The following is a 15,652-nucleotide window of genomic DNA, read 5'->3' on the forward strand; positions in this document are numbered from 1 at the left end:
TCATATGCACATCGGTATCGATGTCGGCGGCACCAACACCGACGCCGTGCTCATGGACGGCACCAGCACACTGGCTGCCGTGAAGCACGCGACCACGCCTGACGTGACGGACGGGATCGTCCAGGCGATCGGTGAGCTGCGGGGCGGCCACCATTTCGACGGTGAACAGATCACCGCCGTCATGATCGGCACGACGCACTTCATCAACGCACTCGTCCAGGCGAAGCGACTCGCCCCGACCGCGGCACTGCGCCTCGGCCTCCCTGCGACGCGAGCCCTCCCCCCGCTCGTCGACTGGCCGGCAGAGCTCGTCGAGGCGATCAGTGCACGCAGCTACCTCGCGCACGGCGGCTACGAGTTCGACGGCCGCCCGATCTCCCCGCTCGATCCTGAGGAGCTGCGGGCACACGCCGAGGACATGCGGGCGAACGGGATCCGATCCGTCGCGATCTCCTCCGTCTTCAGCCCGGTGAACCACGACCTCGAGGTCGAAGCCGCGCGCATCGTCGGCGAGGTGCTCGGGCCGGACGTCGCGATCTCGCTGTCGCATGAGATCGGCCGGATCGGCCTGCTGGAGCGCGAGAACGCGACGATCATCAATGCGGCACTGCGTGAGCTCGCCTCGGAGATCGTCGACGGCCTCACTGCGGCGGTCAGGAAGCAGGGGATCGAGGCGCCCATCTTCCTCAGCCAGAACGACGGCACACTCATGGACGAGGACTACGTCCGCCTGTACCCCGTCGCGACCTTCGCCTCAGGACCGACGAACTCGATGCGCGGCGCCGCCCTCACGAGCGGCTTGGCCACCTGCGCCGTCATCGACATCGGCGGCACCACGGCGGACATCGGCCTCCTCATCAACGGCTTCCCGCGCGAGACGTCGAACGAGGTCAAGGTCGCCGGTATCCGCACGAACTTCCGGATGCCCGACGTGCTCTCGATCGGCATCGGCGGCGGCAGCATCGTCGACGACGAGACCGCAGAGGTCGGACCAGCGTCCGTGGGCTACCGCCTCATGACCGAGGCGCTCGTGTTCGGCGGCTCCACCCTCACCGCGACCGACATCGCTGTGGCGGCCGGGCGGGCGTCGATCGGCGACGCGTCGAAGGTCGCGCACCTGGACCCTGCGTTCGTCGCCCGCGTCCTCGCACGGATCAGCGAGCGCATCGCCGAAGCGGTCGACCGCATGCGCACCTCGCCGGAACCCATCCCTGTGGTCGCGGTCGGGGGTGGGTCGATCCTCCTCTCGGACGAACTCCCCATCTTCGGAGCGGTGCACCGACCGGACAACTACGCGGTCGCGAACGCGATCGGTGCGTCCATCGCCCAGGTCGGCGGCGAGATCGACAAGGTCTACGCGATCGAGCCCGGACGCCGTGAAGAGGCGATCGCCGCTGTACGGGCCGAGGCGGTCGACAAGGCCATCGCGGCGGGCGCATCACCGGCATCCGTCGCGATCGTCGACTTCGACGAGGTCCCCATCCCCTACCTGCCGGGGAATGCGACGCGCATCCGGGTGAAGGCCGTCGGCGACCTCGACATGGGAGGCCTCCGATGAGCTGGACGATCACCGCCGACCTCATCCCGGGGCTCGCCCGTGGCGCTGCCGTCCTCGGTACCGGTGGAGGCGGCGACCCCTACATCGGCGCGCTCCTCGCCACCCAGGCGCTCCGTGAGCACGGCGACGTCACCGTCGTCACGCTCGACGAGGTGCCGGACGATGCCCTCGTGCTCACCGTCGCGATGATGGGCGCCCCGACCGTCATGGTCGAGAAGCTCCCGAGCCTCACCGAGGTCGTCGCGCCGGTCCATGCGCTCAGTGCGTCACTCGGCCGCCCGGTCACGCACGTGGCCTGCGCGGAGGTCGGCGGCGTGAACTCGACCATCCCCATCGCCGCGGCCGCAGCGCTCGGGTTGCCGCTCATCGACGCCGACGGCATGGGACGCGCCTTCCCCGAGCTCCAGATGGTGCTGCCCACGCTCTACGGCATCGACGCGTCCCCGCTCGCGTTCAGCGACGAGAAGGGGAACACGGGCGTCCTCACGACCGTCGACAACAGCTGGACCGAGCGCATCGCCCGGGTCGCCTGTGTCGAGATGGGGTGCTCGGTGATGATCTCCGGCTTCCCGATGTCCGGCGCCCAGGCCCGAGAGGCGCTCGTCGCCGACTCGTTGTCGCTGTGCCGGGAGATCGGCGACGGCATCGTCACCGCCCGCGCGGAGAAGACCGACCCCGTCGAACGCACCGTCCGACTCCTCGGCGGTCGTGAGCTGTTCTCCGGCAAGGTCGTCGACGTCGAACGCGCGACCACGACCGGGTTCGCCCGTGGTCGTGCGCGCATCGACGGGACCGGCCGGACGCTTGAACTGTCGTTCCAGAACGAGCACCTCATCGCAGCCCTCGACGGAGCCACCCTCGTGACGACGCCCGACCTGATCATGGTCCTCGACCACGATTCCGGCGAGCCGATCACGACCGAGGGATTGCGGTACGGGCAGCGCGTCCGCGTCATCGCGGCTCCGAGCGACGAGCGCTGGCACAGTCCGGAAGCCCTCGCGATGGTCGGTCCCGGCTACTTCGGCTACGACGTGCCGTCGCACCGCTTCGACGGCACGGTGGACGCATGAGCTGGGAACTGACCGGCGCCGACCTCCCGGACCTCGCCCGCGGTGCGACCCTCCTCGGCACGGGCGGCGGCGGCGACCCATACATCGGCATGATGCTCGTGCAGCAGGTGCTCGGCGACCGTTCCATCACGATCCTCGACCCCGACGAGCTGGACGACGACCTCTTCGTCATCCCGACCGCCCAGATGGGCGCGCCGACCGTCATGATCGAGAAGATCCCGGCGGGATTCGAGCCGACGCTGGCCCTGCGAACCCTGGAGGAGCACCTCGGTCGCACCGCGGATGCGACCATGCCCATCGAGTGCGGCGGCATCAACTCGATGATCCCCCTGATCGTCGCTGCCGAGACCGGGCTGCCGGTGGTCGATGCGGACGGCATGGGGCGCGCGTTCCCCGAACTCTCGATGGAGACCTTCGCCGTCTACGGTGTGCACGGCTCGCCACTCGCCCTCGCCGGTGAACGCGGCGAGCGCGTGATCATCGACACCGGCGACGACGACCGGCAGATGGAATGGCTGGCTCGCGGCATCACGATCCGCCTCGGTGGCGTCGGGCACATCGCCGAGTACGCGATGAGCGGCGCCGATGTGAAGCGCACCGCCGTACCACGCACGATCTCGATGGCGCTCGCCCTCGGCCGCGCCATCCGGGTCGCCCGAGAGGAGCACCGCTCGCCGTTCGACGCCATCGCGCACACCCTGTCGACGACGCTCTACTCCCATGTCCGCGAGTTGTTCGTCGGGAAGGTGACCGACGTCGAACGCCGCACGACCGACGGCTTCGCGAAGGGGAACGCGGTGATCTCCGCGCTGGATCCGGCCAGCACCGATCGACTCGACATCGCTTTCCAGAACGAGAACCTCATCGCGCGGCGCAACGGCGAGGTCGTGGCGATCGTGCCGGACCTCGTCTGCGTCGTCGACCATGAGAGCGCCGAACCCATCACCACCGAGCGCCTCCGCTACGGCCAACGGGTGCGCGTGCTCGGCATCTCCACGCCGGCCATGATGCGCACGGCCGGCGCGCTTCGGGCATTCGGTCCGACAGCCTTCGGACTGACGGAGCCGTTCGTCCCGGTGGAGGGCGAGGCCGCAGCAGCCGCGGCAGCGGAGGCCTTCGCCGCGACGGCCGTCTAGAATATTAGGATGACGGGCGAGCTTGCGCCTGAGGAATACGTGGCGACGCTCGAGGACGTGAAACGGCATGTCGAGGCTTGGGGCACGAACGTACTGTCGCGGCTTGCAACGGATCTGCGCGCTGAGTTCCCTTCGATGAAGGGGTTCTCTCCGGCGAACATGCGCTACATGCGTCGCTTCTCTGAAGCATGGCCCGACCCGTCTGCGATTCGCCAACGACCCGTTGGCGAATTGCCCCGGGGCCACGTGATCGAACTCCTCGACAAGCTCGACGACCAGGTCTTGCGTGACTGGTATGCCGCAAAGGACGTCCAGCACGGTTGGAGCCGGTCTGTGTTGGCTCACCAGATCACCACACGCCTACACGAGCGGGAAGCCGCAGCACCGACAAACTTCTTGGGTACGCTTGCGCGGCCCGATTCCGACCACGCACAGGAGATCACGAAAGACCCGTATGCCCTGCAGTAATGAGCTCGCTCGCGACGCCAAGGCGGTGCGAGCCTAGGCTGGTGCCATGCCGACCACCCTCGAGCCAGCCTCGCTCCCCGCGCTCGCGACGGGGTTCTCGCTGCTGGGATCGGGTGGTGGTGGCGCGACCACGATGCTCGAGCTCGCCCTGCGCGACTCCCACGACTGGCCGTTCACGGTCCACGGCATCGACGAGCTCGACCCGACCTTGCCGTGTCTCGGTGCCGCGTTCGTCGGGTCGACCATGCTCCTCAGCGAGCGCTTGCCCGGCACCGACCCGTTCGCGCATCTGATCGCTGCCGCCGAACGCTGGCTCGGCCACCGGGTCCCCGTCGTGTGCTCACTGGAGGGCGGTGGACTCAACGGTCTCGCCCCGTTCACGCTCGCCCGCGATCGTTCCATCGTCGACGCGGACCTGACAGGACGGGCATTGCCGGCGCTCGACCAGATGTCCCTCTTCGTCGACCGGGTACCCGGCGTCATCGTCACCTGCGACACGGGTGCGGGGGGCGTGGTGCTCGTCGACACGGCGCGCGCCCGCGACGTCGAGCGCGTGGTCAGGGCGGCGACCGTGCAGGCCGGTGGCGTCGGTGGGATGGTCTTCGCGGGCTTCACCGTCGGCGACCTCCGCGAACATGCGATCGTCGACAACACCGCGAGGGCCCTCAGCCTCGGCGAAGCATTCCTCGCAGCAGCCTCCGGTCCACTCGACCGTCTCGCCGAAGCGCTCGGCGGCAGCCTCCTCGCCGAGGGCCGCATCAGCGCGGTGGAGAGCGACGCGCGCGACCCCCACGTCATGACCTTCGGCATCGACGGCGGCGGGGGCCAGGTGCACCGCCTCGTCGCGCGGTCGGAGACGCTCGCGTTCATGACCGACGGCCGGTTGGACGCCACCTCGCCCGACCTCATCGTGGTGGTCGACGCGATCACGCGGGACATCCTCGAGGTCCCGGCACTCTCCATGTCGCGGCACGTCGCGGTGATCCACCTCGACGGCCCCGAGTGGTGGTTCGGTTCGGAGGATCGACTCCGGCACGTCCGCCCCTCGGCGTACGGTGTCGACGAGCTCGACGGCGTCACCTCCGGCGAGGGTGCGGACGCATGAGCGACGTCCTGCAGTTGAGTGCGCTGCTCGCCCACCCCGAGAACGGAGGCGTCCGACTCGTCGCCGGACCGGAGACGGCCGACTGGTCCGGCGTCGTCGTGGAGACCGGCGAAGCAGCGCTGCCGGCAGACGGCGCCGGTCGTCTGGCGGTGCTCACGGCGCTGCCGCCGACCCGCCCGTGGCAGCAGGACGCGCTGGTGCGTCGCATCCGAGACCGAGGATTCCGGGCGCTCGCGATCCCGGACGCCGACGCCTTCGGCCAGGGCACACGCGCGCTCGCCGACCGCCTCGGTTTCTCCCTCCTCCATGTCGACCGGCCGATGCTGCTCGCGAAGGCGTGTTGGCAGCTCGTCGAGGCCCGCGACGCGCTGACGCTCGGCTACGTCCGCAAGGTCGCGCAGTCGATCGAGTACCACGCCGACGGGCTCCCCGACCTGCTGCGCCACCTGTCGTCGAGCGTCGGCCATGGGATCGCGCTCATCGACGCGGAGGGAGTCCTGCTCGAAGCCGGAGGACGGCTCGCGCCCGAGGTGCACGCCGCGATCGACTTCGCCCCCTGGATGGACCTCACGCGGGCAGGCGCCGGAACGGCCGCATCGGTCCGGGTCGACAGCCCGAGTCGTGAAGGACTGCGGCTCGCGTTCTTCGGCGACGGACTCGATGAACGTCAGATCAGCGCGCTCGCTGTCGCCGCGGAGGTCGCGATGCCGGCCGTCGCGGCGCGCATCCTGATCGACGAGGTCGCGGAGGTGAGCGACGCCTCGGTGTCGTCCGGGGTGCTGCGCGACTTCGTGGACCTCCGGGGCCGCGCGGATCCCGACGTCGAACGTCGCATGCTCGAACGAGGCTGGCGCACGACGGGCTTCCACCTGGCGTTCAGGATCGTCGGGCGCAGCCGCGTGGACGCCCTCCAACTGCTGCGCTTCGTCACGGGAGGGCTTGGACGGATCGCCGTCGATTCGCACGCGACGACGAGCGGGCGAGGGGTGAGCGGCTGGCTGACCTTCGCCGAACCCCCACCACCGTCCCAGGTGGAGCACTACGTCGGGGCACTGCGGGATCTGCACGTCGACGCACGACGTTCCTTCAACGTCGCGACCGCGGTCGGTTCGCTGGCGAGTGGATCCGCCGGTCTCACGACGTCGCTGAGCGAAGCGGCCGACGCAGCCCGGATCGCCGTCAACCGATCGACGACCTCCTGGTTCGTCCGTGTCGACGGACTCGGGCTCGAACAGCTCCTCCTCGCGTGGACCGGCAACGACACCTTCGTACCGGCGGCCCGGTCGTTGCTGGCACCGCTACAGACGGGCAACGGTGAGCTGCTGACGACGCTGTCCGCGTACCTCGACCACGAGTCCGCGGTGGCGCCGACGGCTGCCGCACTGGGTCTCCATCGGAACACCGTCGCGACCCGGATCGCCCGGGCGCAACAACTGCTCGGTGTCGACATGGCCGACCCCGAGGTGCGTCTCGCACTGCACCTCGCCTGCCGCGCCGTGCGCTGAGGCGCTGCCCTTCGACACGCTCAAGGAACGGAGCGACCCAGCTCGCTCACCGAGCCAGCCGAGGTACCTGCCGACGAGCCGGCTCAGACCGCCGTCGCCGTGAACTGCAAGCGCGGGTTCGCGTAGAACTCCTGCGCCTCGACGAGCTGCAGCTCGCGCTGGCCGGAGCGGTAGGTGAGCTCGATGAGGTCGAAGACACTCGATGCCGTCCGCTCGAGGGCCAGCTTCGCGTCACGCGTCGCGCCGTAGTGCGCGGCGAACAGTGCCGCCGTCACGTCGCCCGAGCCGTTCGCCTTGAACGGCAGCAGTGGCGTCTGGACGATCCAGCGACCCGCATCGTCGACGACGAGCATCTCCACGGTCTCGGGCTCGCGGTCAGGACGCTCGACGCTCGTGACCAGCACGACGGACGGCCCCATCGCACGCGCGAGGTCCACCGATTCCAGCGTGGACTCGAGCGATGCCGGCTCGGTACCGGTGAGGTAGCCGAGTTCGAACTGGTTCGGCGTGATGATGTCGGCGTTGGGGACCACGCGGTCGCGCAGCAGTTCGGGGATCTCGGGGGCGACGAAGCAGCCGGATTTCGCATTGCCCATCACCGGGTCGCACGCGTACAACGCCGCGGGGTTCGCTGCCTTGACGCGCTGGACGGCGTCGACGATGACATCGCCGATGCCCACGCCACCCTGGTACCCGGACAGGACGACGTCGACCTGCGGGAACGCACCGCGCTCCTCGACACCGGTGATGACCTCGGCGACCTGCTCAGGTGAGATGAGCGGCCCGCGCCAGGCGCCATAACCAGTGTGGTTCGAGAAGTTCACCGTGTTGACGGGGATCACCTCGACACCGATGCGCTGGAGCGGGAACACTGCCGCAGAGTTGCCGACGTGACCGTAGGCCACTGCTGACTGGATGGAGAGGATCTTCACGATGTCGCAATCACGATGGGGATGCCGCCGCGGACGGTGCGTTCGTGGCGGGCATGGACAGAGCCTGCAAGGTGTCAACGATACTCTTCCGGCTGCTGCAGAACCGACTCGTCACGTCAACCCACGCTGTGGATCGGCGCCGCGGCGTCATCCACTCCTAGGCTGATCGGATGACGACCTCCCACGCCCCGTCCGCGCAGGCACGAATCGCCGCAGTCATCTACAACCCCGTGAAGGTGGACGTCGACGTGCTCCGCGAAGCCGTCGAGCGTTCGGCCTCGGATGCGGGCTGGGGCGAGTCGCTCTGGTTCGAGACGACACCCGAGGACGTCGGCCAGGGTGTCACCGCAGAGGCGATCGCCGCCGGCGTCGATCTGGTGCTCGCGGCGGGCGGCGATGGTACCGTCCGGGCCGTGTCCGAAGCACTGCGCGGCAGCGGCGTCCCGCTCGCACTCCTCCCGTCCGGTACCGGCAACCTCCTGGCGCGCAACCTCGACCTCACGCTGAACGACCTGCCCGGCTCGGTCGTCACGGCGTTCACGGGCGAGGACAAGCTCATCGACCTCGGCGTCATCGACATCGAACGGGCCGACCGCACCCGTGACCGACACGTCTTCGTCGTCATGGCCGGCATGGGTATCGACGCGAAGATGATCAAGAACACCGACGACGACCTCAAGGCCAAAGCCGGCTGGGCCGCCTACGTGGACGCCATCGTGAAATCGCTGCGCGATCCCGACGAGCTGCACATGCGGTTCCGGATCGATGACGAGGAGGCGACGCGTGCCACCGTCCACACCGTCATCATCGGGAACTGCGGTTCACTCCCCGCCAACATCCTGCTGCTGCCGGATGCAGTCGTCGACGACGGCCTGTTCGACCTCATGTTCATGCGCCCGGGCGGACTGCTCGGCTGGATCCGCATCTGGGCGAAGGTCACCTGGGTCAACGGCGTCCTCCGCCGCACGAAGGCCGGCCAAGCGCTCGCCGGCCGGTCGAAGGACGACAAGGAGCTGCAGTACGGGACGGCGAAGCGCTTCGTCGCCCGCCTGTCGAAGCCCGAGGAGATCGAGCTCGACGGCGACGGCTTCGGCAAGGCGACCGCGATCAACGCCTGGATCGAGCCGGGAGCCCTCACCGTACGAGTGCCGGCTGCCGCGGAGTAGACCGCCGCCGGACGACTGGCCCCCGACGGCTGTCAGCCACGCTCGCGGAATGCGTTGGCGGCCTGCATCAACCGCTCGACCCGACGCGGGTCGACAGGCTTCCACCACCGTCCGTCCTCCTTGAGCCACTGTCCGACGATCGCACCGTCGGCGACCGCGAACAGGGCCGGGAGCTGCTCCGGGTCGAGACCAGACCCGACGATGACCGGTAGATTGGTTCCGGCCCGCACCTCGTCGACCTCGGCCGGCTGGGTCGGCGAGCCGGTGCGGGTCCCCGTCGCGATCAGGACGTCGGCGAGGTGCCACTCCGCGTCGGTCGCCTGCTCCGCGATGGAACGGTCCGCCGTGATCGCGTGCGCCCCGAACTTCACGTGGACGTCTGCGAGAATCCGGACGTCTCGAGCACCGATCGCGTTCCGGTATCGAAGCGCCTTCGCCGCCTCGCCGTTCAGGAAGCCCTCATTCGCGACATACGCGTTCGCCCACTGATTGACCCGAACCCAGCGCGCGCCGATCGCCTTCGCGACGGCGAGCCCCGGGATGGCCCCGTTGGCCACGCAGGTGACGCCGAGCGGCACATCGACCGCGTTGCGGATCTCGAGGCCGGCGGCGGTGAGCGCCGCGACGGTCTCGTGCCCGATGTCATCAGGCCTGAGGAACGGCTGGTCGGAAGCGTTCTCGATCATGACCGCGTCGATGCCGCCCTTCACAAGGGTGAGGGCGTCCCGGACACCGGCGGCGGCGATATCCCGCACGGATTCCCCGTCGTACGACGGGGCTCCGGGCAACGGTCGCAGGTGCACGACTCCGATGATCGGGTGGCTGACGTCGAATTCGTCGCGGAGGGCGCTGGCGCGCGGGGGCATGACAACTGGAGCACTCATGGGAGTTCGCTTTCTCTCGAGGTGATGGTCAACGGCTGACGAGCGCGAAGAGCTCGTCAGCGACGGTTCGGATGTCGATGGGGTTGGCGTCGAGCACCTGCTCGTACTTGTCCTGCGGCACCTTCACGAAGCCCGCGAAAGCGCCGGCGATGGAACCCGCCATGCAGGCGACCGTGTCCGTGTCGTCGCCGGCATTGGCTGCGCCGACGACGGTGAGCCACGGATCCCCTGCTGCTGCGACGAAGAACCCGATGGCGGCAGGCACTGCCTCCGAGGCCGGGAGTCCGGTGCCGATCTCGCTCGAGATCATGCGTGCCGCCTCATCGAGACTGCGTGCTCCGATCCCGATCTCGACCGCCCGGCGTCCGCGAGCACTGATCGAGGCACCGGGGACGTCCCGTCCGAGCTGGGCTCCGAGGCGATCGCCCTCCTCCGCGCTCCACAGGAAAGCCTGGACGACGTCGTTGATGGTCGCTCCATCGGTGAGCGCGGCCGCGACGGCTCCGGCGATGGCGGCAGCTCCCGAGACACCCTGTGAGGTGAAGTGGCTCGGCCGGCAGGTGATGAGCGCGTCGTCGACGGCTGCCCGGACATCACCGGGGTGGGCGAGGCCGACGACGCCGACACGCATCGCGCTGCCGTTGCTCGCACCCGTCGTCGCCTCATTGCCACCGGCTCCGACCTGTTCCGGATCGCCGCCGGCGCGCAGCAGCTCGATGGCTCGTCGTGTGGACGGTCCGGCGAAGTGCGGGAAGTAGTCGCCGTCCTCCGACCATTCGAGCAGCATGTCCGCCACGCCACGGGCGGTCAGGTGGTTGCCGCTGTCGATGATCACCCGAGCGAGCAACAGGAGTTGACTGCTGTCGTCCGTGATCTGAGCGGCCTTGCGCCCGCGCGAATAGGGTGAGTCGGCGAGCGGTGCGAAGAACTCCTCGACCCGTCCGCCGAAGAGCTCGCGAATCTGACGGATGCTTCGCGTCTCGGTCGGCGCTCCGAGGGCGTCTCCGATGACCGCGGTCGCGATCGATCCCAGGATCTTGTCCTGCAGACGCTCGTACGTCGCTCCGGAAGTGGTCGGCTGGTGCGGGGTGATGATGGTCATCAGTGTTCCTTCGTGTTCATGGTGGTCCAGTCCGGCAAGCCGCCTTGGCGTGCACCGAAATGGGAGATGGTGTGAGCGGCGCTCCGCGCGGCCACAGTGAGCGCCTCAGTCAGGCCGTCGCCGGCGAGCGCCCGCCCGACCCAGGCTCCGGCGAAGGAGTCGCCGGCGCCTGTGGTGTCGAGGACGCGCGCGACGGGTTCGGCCGCCTGCCTGATCGTCTGGAGCACGCCGTCGTCGGATCGCCAGGCGAAGAGGCTGCCCGCCGTCCCGAGCGTCAGCAGGATCGCGGAACGGTCCCCACGATCGATCAGTTCGGTGAGCGCGGCGAGGGGATCGTCCCGTCCGGCGAGGGAGAGGAGCGCCTCCTCATTCAGGACGCTCAGTCTGGCGGACCGTACGAGTTCGTCTGCGCGACCACGGTCGGTGCGCACGAAGCTCCCCTCGATGTCGACACTCGCGAGCACTCCGGCCTCCGCCGCGTGATGGAGGATGTCCTCGGAACCCGGCACGTCGCCGAGGACGTGCAGCCATCGCGCGTCGGCGAGCACGGTGGGGTCCAGCTGCCCGACGTCCGGCAGGCTCGCCGGGGTACGACCCCCGAGGAGCGACTTCTCTCCGTCAGCTGCGATCGCGACCGCGCACCACCACGTGAGCTCATCCGACATCGTCTCGACGAGCCTGGTGTCGATCCGCTGATGTTCGAGATCGAGCAGGCATGCCCGACCGAACGGGTCGCTGCCGACCCTGGATACGAGCGCGATGTGGATGTCGTCGGCCGCCCGCCTGGCGGAGACGGCGAAGTTCGCGCCCATCCCGCCCGCGAAGATGCCCAGGCTCGTGCCGATCGACTTGCTGTCGCGCTTCGGCAGCTCATCGACCTGCACGAGCATGTCGATCCCGGTGTCACCGAAGACGATCAGGTCGATCGGTCGGTCTTCGCTGCGAGCGAGATCCGGGAACACCTCGGTCAGTGTGCTCATCGCGTCCGCCTCCGTCCCACGATGTTGTTCAGGACGACGCTCCCGACGAGAACCGCCCCAAGAAGCCCGATCTGCCAGGTGTTGCCGACCCCGGCCAGCTGGAGGCCGGAATTGAGGACGATGACGACCGTGAGGCCGAGGAAGGTTCCGAGGACCGTCCCGACACCGCCGGTGATCACCACTCCGCCGAGCACCGCGATGGTGATGGCTTGCAGCTCCATCCCGGCACCGGCGGTCGGCTTGGCGTTCAGGAGCCAGGAGGCGTTGACGACCGCCGCGAGCCCTGCGAGCATCCCGGAGTACACGTAGAGGGACGTGCGCACACGTCTGACGTGCACGCCGGCCAGCGCCGCGGTGATCGACCCGTTGCCGACCTCGTAGATCTGACGGCCCTGCCTCGTGCGAACCATGTAGAGGGCGGCGAGGATGAAGACGGGCACCAGCACGAAGAGCACTTGGAACGGGATACCGGCGACCTTGCTCTGACCGAGATACGCGAATCCCGAGCGGTCGAACCCGTTGATGTCCACGCCGCCGGAGAGCACGAGTGCCAGAGAGGAATAGAGGTAGAGCGTGCCGAGCGTCGCGATGAGCGGCGGCAGCCTGAGCACGTTGATGAGGAACGCGTTCGCGGCGCCGAGCACGGCACCGGCTGCGATCGCGACGACCGCAGCAAGCCACGGGTCCAGGCCGAGGTTCACGGCGGTCAGCCCGAAGGCGACCGTGGACAGGCTCATCGTCGATCCGATCGAGAGGTCGATGCCTCCGCCGCCACCGAGGATGACGAAGGCCTGACCGAGCGCAAGCAGGCCGAGCACCGCCCCGTACTGCGTCATCGACAGGAGGTTCTCGGCACGCAGGAAGTACGGCGAGAGGAACGACATGACCACGCCGAGCAGCACGATGAGGACGACGAGGAACAGACGACGATCGGTGAGCGAGAGACGGTTCATGCGAGCCTCCTGAAGAGTTTGCGGCTGTCGCCCCGCTTGGCGAGGACGTCGACGCTGACGGCGAGCAGGATGGTGAGCCCGATGATGAGGCCGTTCCAGAGCGGCGGCACCCCGGCGAGCACGATGCCGTTCTGGAGCACCACGATGAAGGCGAGCCCGCCCAGCGTTCGGAGGACACTGCCCTCACCGCCGAGGATCGAGGTTCCGCCGACCACCACCACCGCGGCGATCGCGAGCAAGGTGAGCTCGTTCCCGGTCGATGCCTGTACGACACCCACACGACCGATGTAGATCGTTGCGGCCAGGCCGACGAGCAGCCCGAGGATCGCGTAGCAGGCGAAGACGACGAGACGGGACCGGATCCCCGAGAGTGACGCCGCCTCCGGGTTCGACCCGATCGCGTACACGTTGCGACCGAAGCGGCGCTTGCGCGACAACCACCACAGGAGCGCGTAGACCACGATCACGATCGCGAGCACCATCGGGACGCCGAGGAACCGTTGCCCGGACAGGAGCGGCGCCACCGGGGTCGCAAAGAGATCGTTGCTGTTCCAGAGGCCGAAGAGCACTGTCTGGAAGACCGCTGCCATGCCGAGTGTCGCGATGATCGGAGGCACTTTCGCGACGGTCGTCAACAGGCCGTTGATCGAGCCGAGTAGGGCACCCGCCACCAGCGAAACGAGGACGACGACGATCGCGGGTTGGCCGGCACTCATGAGCTTCGCGGCGATCCAGGCGACCACACCTACGGCATAACCGGTGGAGACGTCGATACCCCCGAGGATGATCACGAGCGTGAGCCCGGCCGCGATGAGGGCGAGGTCGGATGCGTTGATGACGATGTTCGCGAAGTTGTCCGCCGTGAGGAATCTGGGCGACAGGCTCGCGAAGACGATGATCTCCGCGATCAGGAGCGCGGGGAGGAGGAAGAGACGGGCGCGGCTGAGCGCGGACTCAGGCATCTGGGGCCGTCCCGTCGCCGATGCCGACCGCTGCGCGCAGCACGGCTTCCTCAGTCGCTTCGGAGGTGCTGAGTGATCTGATCATTCTTCCTTCTCGGAGGACGTGCACGCGGTCGGCAAGTCCAAGGAGTTCGGGCAGTTCGCTGCTGATGAGCAGGATCGCCGTCCCTCCGCGGGCGAGCGCACCGATGTCCGTGTGGATGTCGGTCTTCGTCGCGACGTCGATGCCGCGGGTCGGTTCGTCGAGGATGAGCAGGGTCGGTTCCGTTGCAACCGCTCTGGCCAGCAGCACCTTCTGTTGGTTGCCGCCGGACAACGAGGTGATGGCTGCACTCGCGCTCGCCGCCTTCACCGCGAGGGTCCGCATCCAGCGCGTGGTGACCTCGCGTTCCCGTCTGCGCGAGATGAAGCCCGACGAGGTGAGTTCGGGGAGTGTTGCGGCGACGAGGTTCTCGCGGATGGGCGGATTCAGGCGGTCAGTGCAACACCATTGGCTGGTGGGTTCGAGAGTAGTTGGTCGAGGGCTTCTTTTGGAGTTGCCCAGTGCAGGGTTTTCCGCGGCCGTTCGTTGAGTTCGTTGGCGACGAAGTCGAGGTAGTCGCGGTGGTAGCCGGAGAGGTCGGTGCCTTTCGGGAAGTACTGCCGCAGGAGCCCGTTCGTGTTCTCGTTGCTCCCTCGCTGCCAAGGCGAGTGTGGGTCGCAGAAATAGACGCCCATCTCTAGCGCTGCGGTGATGTTCCGGTGGCCGGCGAGCTCGGATCCTTGGTCCCAGGTGAGGGTTTTGCGGAGGAAATGCGGGAGTTTGCGCATCTGCTCGATCATCGCTCCCTGAACCTCGATCGCGCCGTGTCGATCTGGCAGATGCAGCAGCATCACGAACCGTGTGCTCCGCTCGACAAGGGTCCCGATCGCGGAACCGTTGTCCTTACCGACGATCAGATCACCCTCCCAATGACCCGGGACTGCCCGGTCCTCGACCTCCGCGGGGCGCTCGCTGATCATGACCATGTCCGGGATGCGTTTGCCACGGCTCGTCGCGCGTCGGGCTGGTTTGCGCAGCGCCCGACCGGTTCGCAAGCAGTCCGTGAGCTCGCGTCTGAGCGCTCCGCGGCCCTGGACATACAACGATTGGTAGATCGTCTCGTGGGACACGCGCATCTCCGCCTCGTCAGGGAAGTCCAACGGCAATCGTCGCATGATCTGTTCCGGGCTGAGCTTGCGCAACAGTCCCGCCTGGACCGCATCACGCAGCCGATCGTTCAGAGCGAGTTTCGAGGGCTTCGGACGAGCCAACCGCTGATCAGCTCGACGCTGGGCAAGCGATGGCGAATACCGCCACGGGACGGTCACCGGGCGTCCGAGCTTGGACCGGGACCGGTACTGCTGACGATCAAGATTGCGACGGAGCTCTCGCAACACGGTCGACGGGCTGCGCCCGATCGACGCCGCGATCGCGCGGATCGATCGCCCTTGACTGATCCCGGCATGGATCTGCTCACGCTCGCTGATACTCAAGAAACGACCTGACGGCGGAAACAACGACAATGGCACCATCCCGCCAGCATTCCGGAACCACACGTCACCCTGCTGAGACGAAATCCCAGCAGCCTTCGCCGCATCCACAGACGTCGCTCCGTCACGAATCCTCGACCAGAACACTCGCTGCACCACACGGGCCATCAGAACCGTCATCAACACTCCAAAACATCAGGATGTTGCACTGATCCCTAGAACCCAAGGCGCCGCATCTCCTGCTCCGGAGCTGGTCTCCTGCCCTCAGGCGCGCGTCCGCGCGGCTCCCGTCGCCCCTCTCGAGGATGACCCTGGGTCC

At 68.1% G+C, this 15,652-nt stretch carries 15 protein-coding genes; 7 read left to right on the plus strand and 8 right to left on the minus strand.

The window, feature by feature from the left end; all coding sequences use genetic code 11:
- Positions 1-4 precede the first annotated feature (4 nt).
- The 6 genes from ABMA10_RS19710 to ABMA10_RS19735 are packed head-to-tail and all read left to right on the plus strand — an operon-like array spanning position 5 to position 6,842.
- A complete protein-coding gene (locus ABMA10_RS19710; protein WP_347867748.1) occupies positions 5-1,558 on the plus strand; it encodes a hydantoinase/oxoprolinase family protein in 1,554 nt (517 codons plus the stop codon).
- Positions 1,555-2,628, plus strand: a complete 1,074-nt coding sequence (locus ABMA10_RS19715; protein WP_347867749.1) for a DUF917 domain-containing protein — start codon at positions 1,555-1,557, stop codon at positions 2,626-2,628. Before ABMA10_RS19710 ends, ABMA10_RS19715 begins: the two co-directional genes overlap by 4 nt.
- Complete coding sequence (locus ABMA10_RS19720; RefSeq protein ID WP_347867750.1) at positions 2,625-3,764, plus strand: DUF917 domain-containing protein; 1,140 nt, start codon at positions 2,625-2,627, stop codon at positions 3,762-3,764. The genes ABMA10_RS19715 and ABMA10_RS19720 overlap by 4 nt, the downstream gene beginning before the upstream one ends.
- A 9-nt stretch (positions 3,765-3,773) precedes the next feature.
- A complete protein-coding gene (locus tag ABMA10_RS19725) occupies positions 3,774-4,232 on the plus strand; it encodes a DUF1016 N-terminal domain-containing protein (protein ID WP_347867751.1) in 459 nt (152 codons plus the stop codon).
- A gap of 46 nt (positions 4,233-4,278) precedes the next feature.
- Positions 4,279-5,337 (plus strand): DUF917 domain-containing protein, encoded by a 1,059-nt coding sequence (locus ABMA10_RS19730; protein ID WP_347867752.1) that lies wholly within the window; start codon positions 4,279-4,281, stop codon positions 5,335-5,337.
- A complete protein-coding gene (locus tag ABMA10_RS19735; RefSeq protein WP_347867753.1) occupies positions 5,334-6,842 on the plus strand; it encodes a PucR family transcriptional regulator in 1,509 nt (502 codons plus the stop codon). The genes ABMA10_RS19730 and ABMA10_RS19735 overlap by 4 nt, the downstream gene beginning before the upstream one ends.
- 83 nt (positions 6,843-6,925) lie before the next feature.
- On the opposite strand, the gene pdxY is transcribed toward ABMA10_RS19735, so the two are convergent.
- Positions 6,926-7,774, minus strand: a complete 849-nt coding sequence (pdxY, locus tag ABMA10_RS19740) for a pyridoxal kinase PdxY (protein WP_347867754.1) — start codon at positions 7,772-7,774, stop codon at positions 6,926-6,928.
- A gap of 170 nt (positions 7,775-7,944) precedes the next feature.
- Between pdxY and ABMA10_RS19745 the strand changes: the two genes are divergently transcribed.
- A complete protein-coding gene (locus ABMA10_RS19745) occupies positions 7,945-8,940 on the plus strand; it encodes a diacylglycerol/lipid kinase family protein (protein ID WP_347867755.1) in 996 nt (331 codons plus the stop codon).
- A 32-nt stretch (positions 8,941-8,972) separates the two neighbouring features.
- On the opposite strand, the gene ABMA10_RS19750 is transcribed toward ABMA10_RS19745, so the two are convergent.
- Genes ABMA10_RS19750 through ABMA10_RS19780 form a run of 7 tightly spaced genes read right to left on the minus strand, consistent with a single transcriptional unit; the run spans position 8,973 to position 15,513 of the window.
- Positions 8,973-9,824 carry a BtpA/SgcQ family protein gene (locus ABMA10_RS19750; protein ID WP_347867756.1) on the minus strand — a complete coding sequence of 284 codons (852 nt, stop codon included), beginning with the start codon at positions 9,822-9,824 and terminating at the stop codon, positions 8,973-8,975.
- A 28-nt stretch (positions 9,825-9,852) separates the two neighbouring features.
- On the minus strand, positions 9,853-10,926 hold the full coding sequence (locus tag ABMA10_RS19755; RefSeq protein WP_347867757.1) for an ADP-ribosylglycohydrolase family protein: 1,074 nt from the start codon (positions 10,924-10,926) through the stop codon (positions 9,853-9,855).
- Positions 10,926-11,906 (minus strand): carbohydrate kinase family protein, encoded by a 981-nt coding sequence (locus ABMA10_RS19760; protein ID WP_431030885.1) that lies wholly within the window; start codon positions 11,904-11,906, stop codon positions 10,926-10,928. The genes ABMA10_RS19755 and ABMA10_RS19760 overlap by 1 nt, the downstream gene beginning before the upstream one ends.
- A complete protein-coding gene (locus ABMA10_RS19765; RefSeq protein WP_347867759.1) occupies positions 11,903-12,859 on the minus strand; it encodes an ABC transporter permease in 957 nt (318 codons plus the stop codon). The genes ABMA10_RS19760 and ABMA10_RS19765 overlap by 4 nt, the downstream gene beginning before the upstream one ends.
- Positions 12,856-13,821 carry an ABC transporter permease gene (locus ABMA10_RS19770; protein ID WP_431030886.1) on the minus strand — a complete coding sequence of 322 codons (966 nt, stop codon included), beginning with the start codon at positions 13,819-13,821 and terminating at the stop codon, positions 12,856-12,858. The genes ABMA10_RS19765 and ABMA10_RS19770 overlap by 4 nt, the downstream gene beginning before the upstream one ends.
- Entirely contained in the window at positions 13,814-14,365 is a 552-nt protein-coding gene (locus tag ABMA10_RS19775) for an ATP-binding cassette domain-containing protein (RefSeq protein WP_414693646.1), read from the minus strand. Before ABMA10_RS19775 ends, ABMA10_RS19770 begins: the two co-directional genes overlap by 8 nt.
- On the minus strand, positions 14,290-15,513 hold the full coding sequence (locus ABMA10_RS19780; RefSeq protein ID WP_431030660.1) for an IS30 family transposase: 1,224 nt from the start codon (positions 15,511-15,513) through the stop codon (positions 14,290-14,292). The genes ABMA10_RS19775 and ABMA10_RS19780 overlap by 76 nt, the downstream gene beginning before the upstream one ends.
- Positions 15,514-15,652 lie beyond the last annotated feature (139 nt).

This window comes from Plantibacter sp. RU18 (genome assembly GCF_050613355.1).
In the GTDB taxonomy this organism is placed as follows: domain Bacteria; phylum Actinomycetota; class Actinomycetes; order Actinomycetales; family Microbacteriaceae; genus Plantibacter.

Coding starts and splice junctions, on each gene's coding strand:
- ABMA10_RS19780 (WP_431030660.1), bottom strand. CDS start 15,513: ATGACGGTTCTGATGGCCCGTGTGGTGCAGCGAGTGTTCTGGTCGAGG.
- ABMA10_RS19770 (WP_431030886.1), bottom strand. CDS start 13,821: ATGCCTGAGTCCGCGCTCAGCCGCGCCCGTCTCTTCCTCCTCCCCGCG.
- ABMA10_RS19735 (WP_347867753.1), top strand. CDS start 5,334: ATGAGCGACGTCCTGCAGTTGAGTGCGCTGCTCGCCCACCCCGAGAAC.
- ABMA10_RS19745 (WP_347867755.1), top strand. CDS start 7,945: ATGACGACCTCCCACGCCCCGTCCGCGCAGGCACGAATCGCCGCAGTC.
- ABMA10_RS19725 (WP_347867751.1), top strand. CDS start 3,774: ATGACGGGCGAGCTTGCGCCTGAGGAATACGTGGCGACGCTCGAGGAC.
- ABMA10_RS19750 (WP_347867756.1), bottom strand. CDS start 9,824: ATGAGTGCTCCAGTTGTCATGCCCCCGCGCGCCAGCGCCCTCCGCGAC.
- ABMA10_RS19765 (WP_347867759.1), bottom strand. CDS start 12,859: ATGAACCGTCTCTCGCTCACCGATCGTCGTCTGTTCCTCGTCGTCCTC.
- ABMA10_RS19755 (WP_347867757.1), bottom strand. CDS start 10,926: ATGACCATCATCACCCCGCACCAGCCGACCACTTCCGGAGCGACGTAC.
- ABMA10_RS19715 (WP_347867749.1), top strand. CDS start 1,555: ATGAGCTGGACGATCACCGCCGACCTCATCCCGGGGCTCGCCCGTGGC.
- ABMA10_RS19730 (WP_347867752.1), top strand. CDS start 4,279: ATGCCGACCACCCTCGAGCCAGCCTCGCTCCCCGCGCTCGCGACGGGG.
- ABMA10_RS19710 (WP_347867748.1), top strand. CDS start 5: ATGCACATCGGTATCGATGTCGGCGGCACCAACACCGACGCCGTGCTC.
- ABMA10_RS19760 (WP_431030885.1), bottom strand. CDS start 11,906: ATGAGCACACTGACCGAGGTGTTCCCGGATCTCGCTCGCAGCGAAGAC.
- ABMA10_RS19720 (WP_347867750.1), top strand. CDS start 2,625: ATGAGCTGGGAACTGACCGGCGCCGACCTCCCGGACCTCGCCCGCGGT.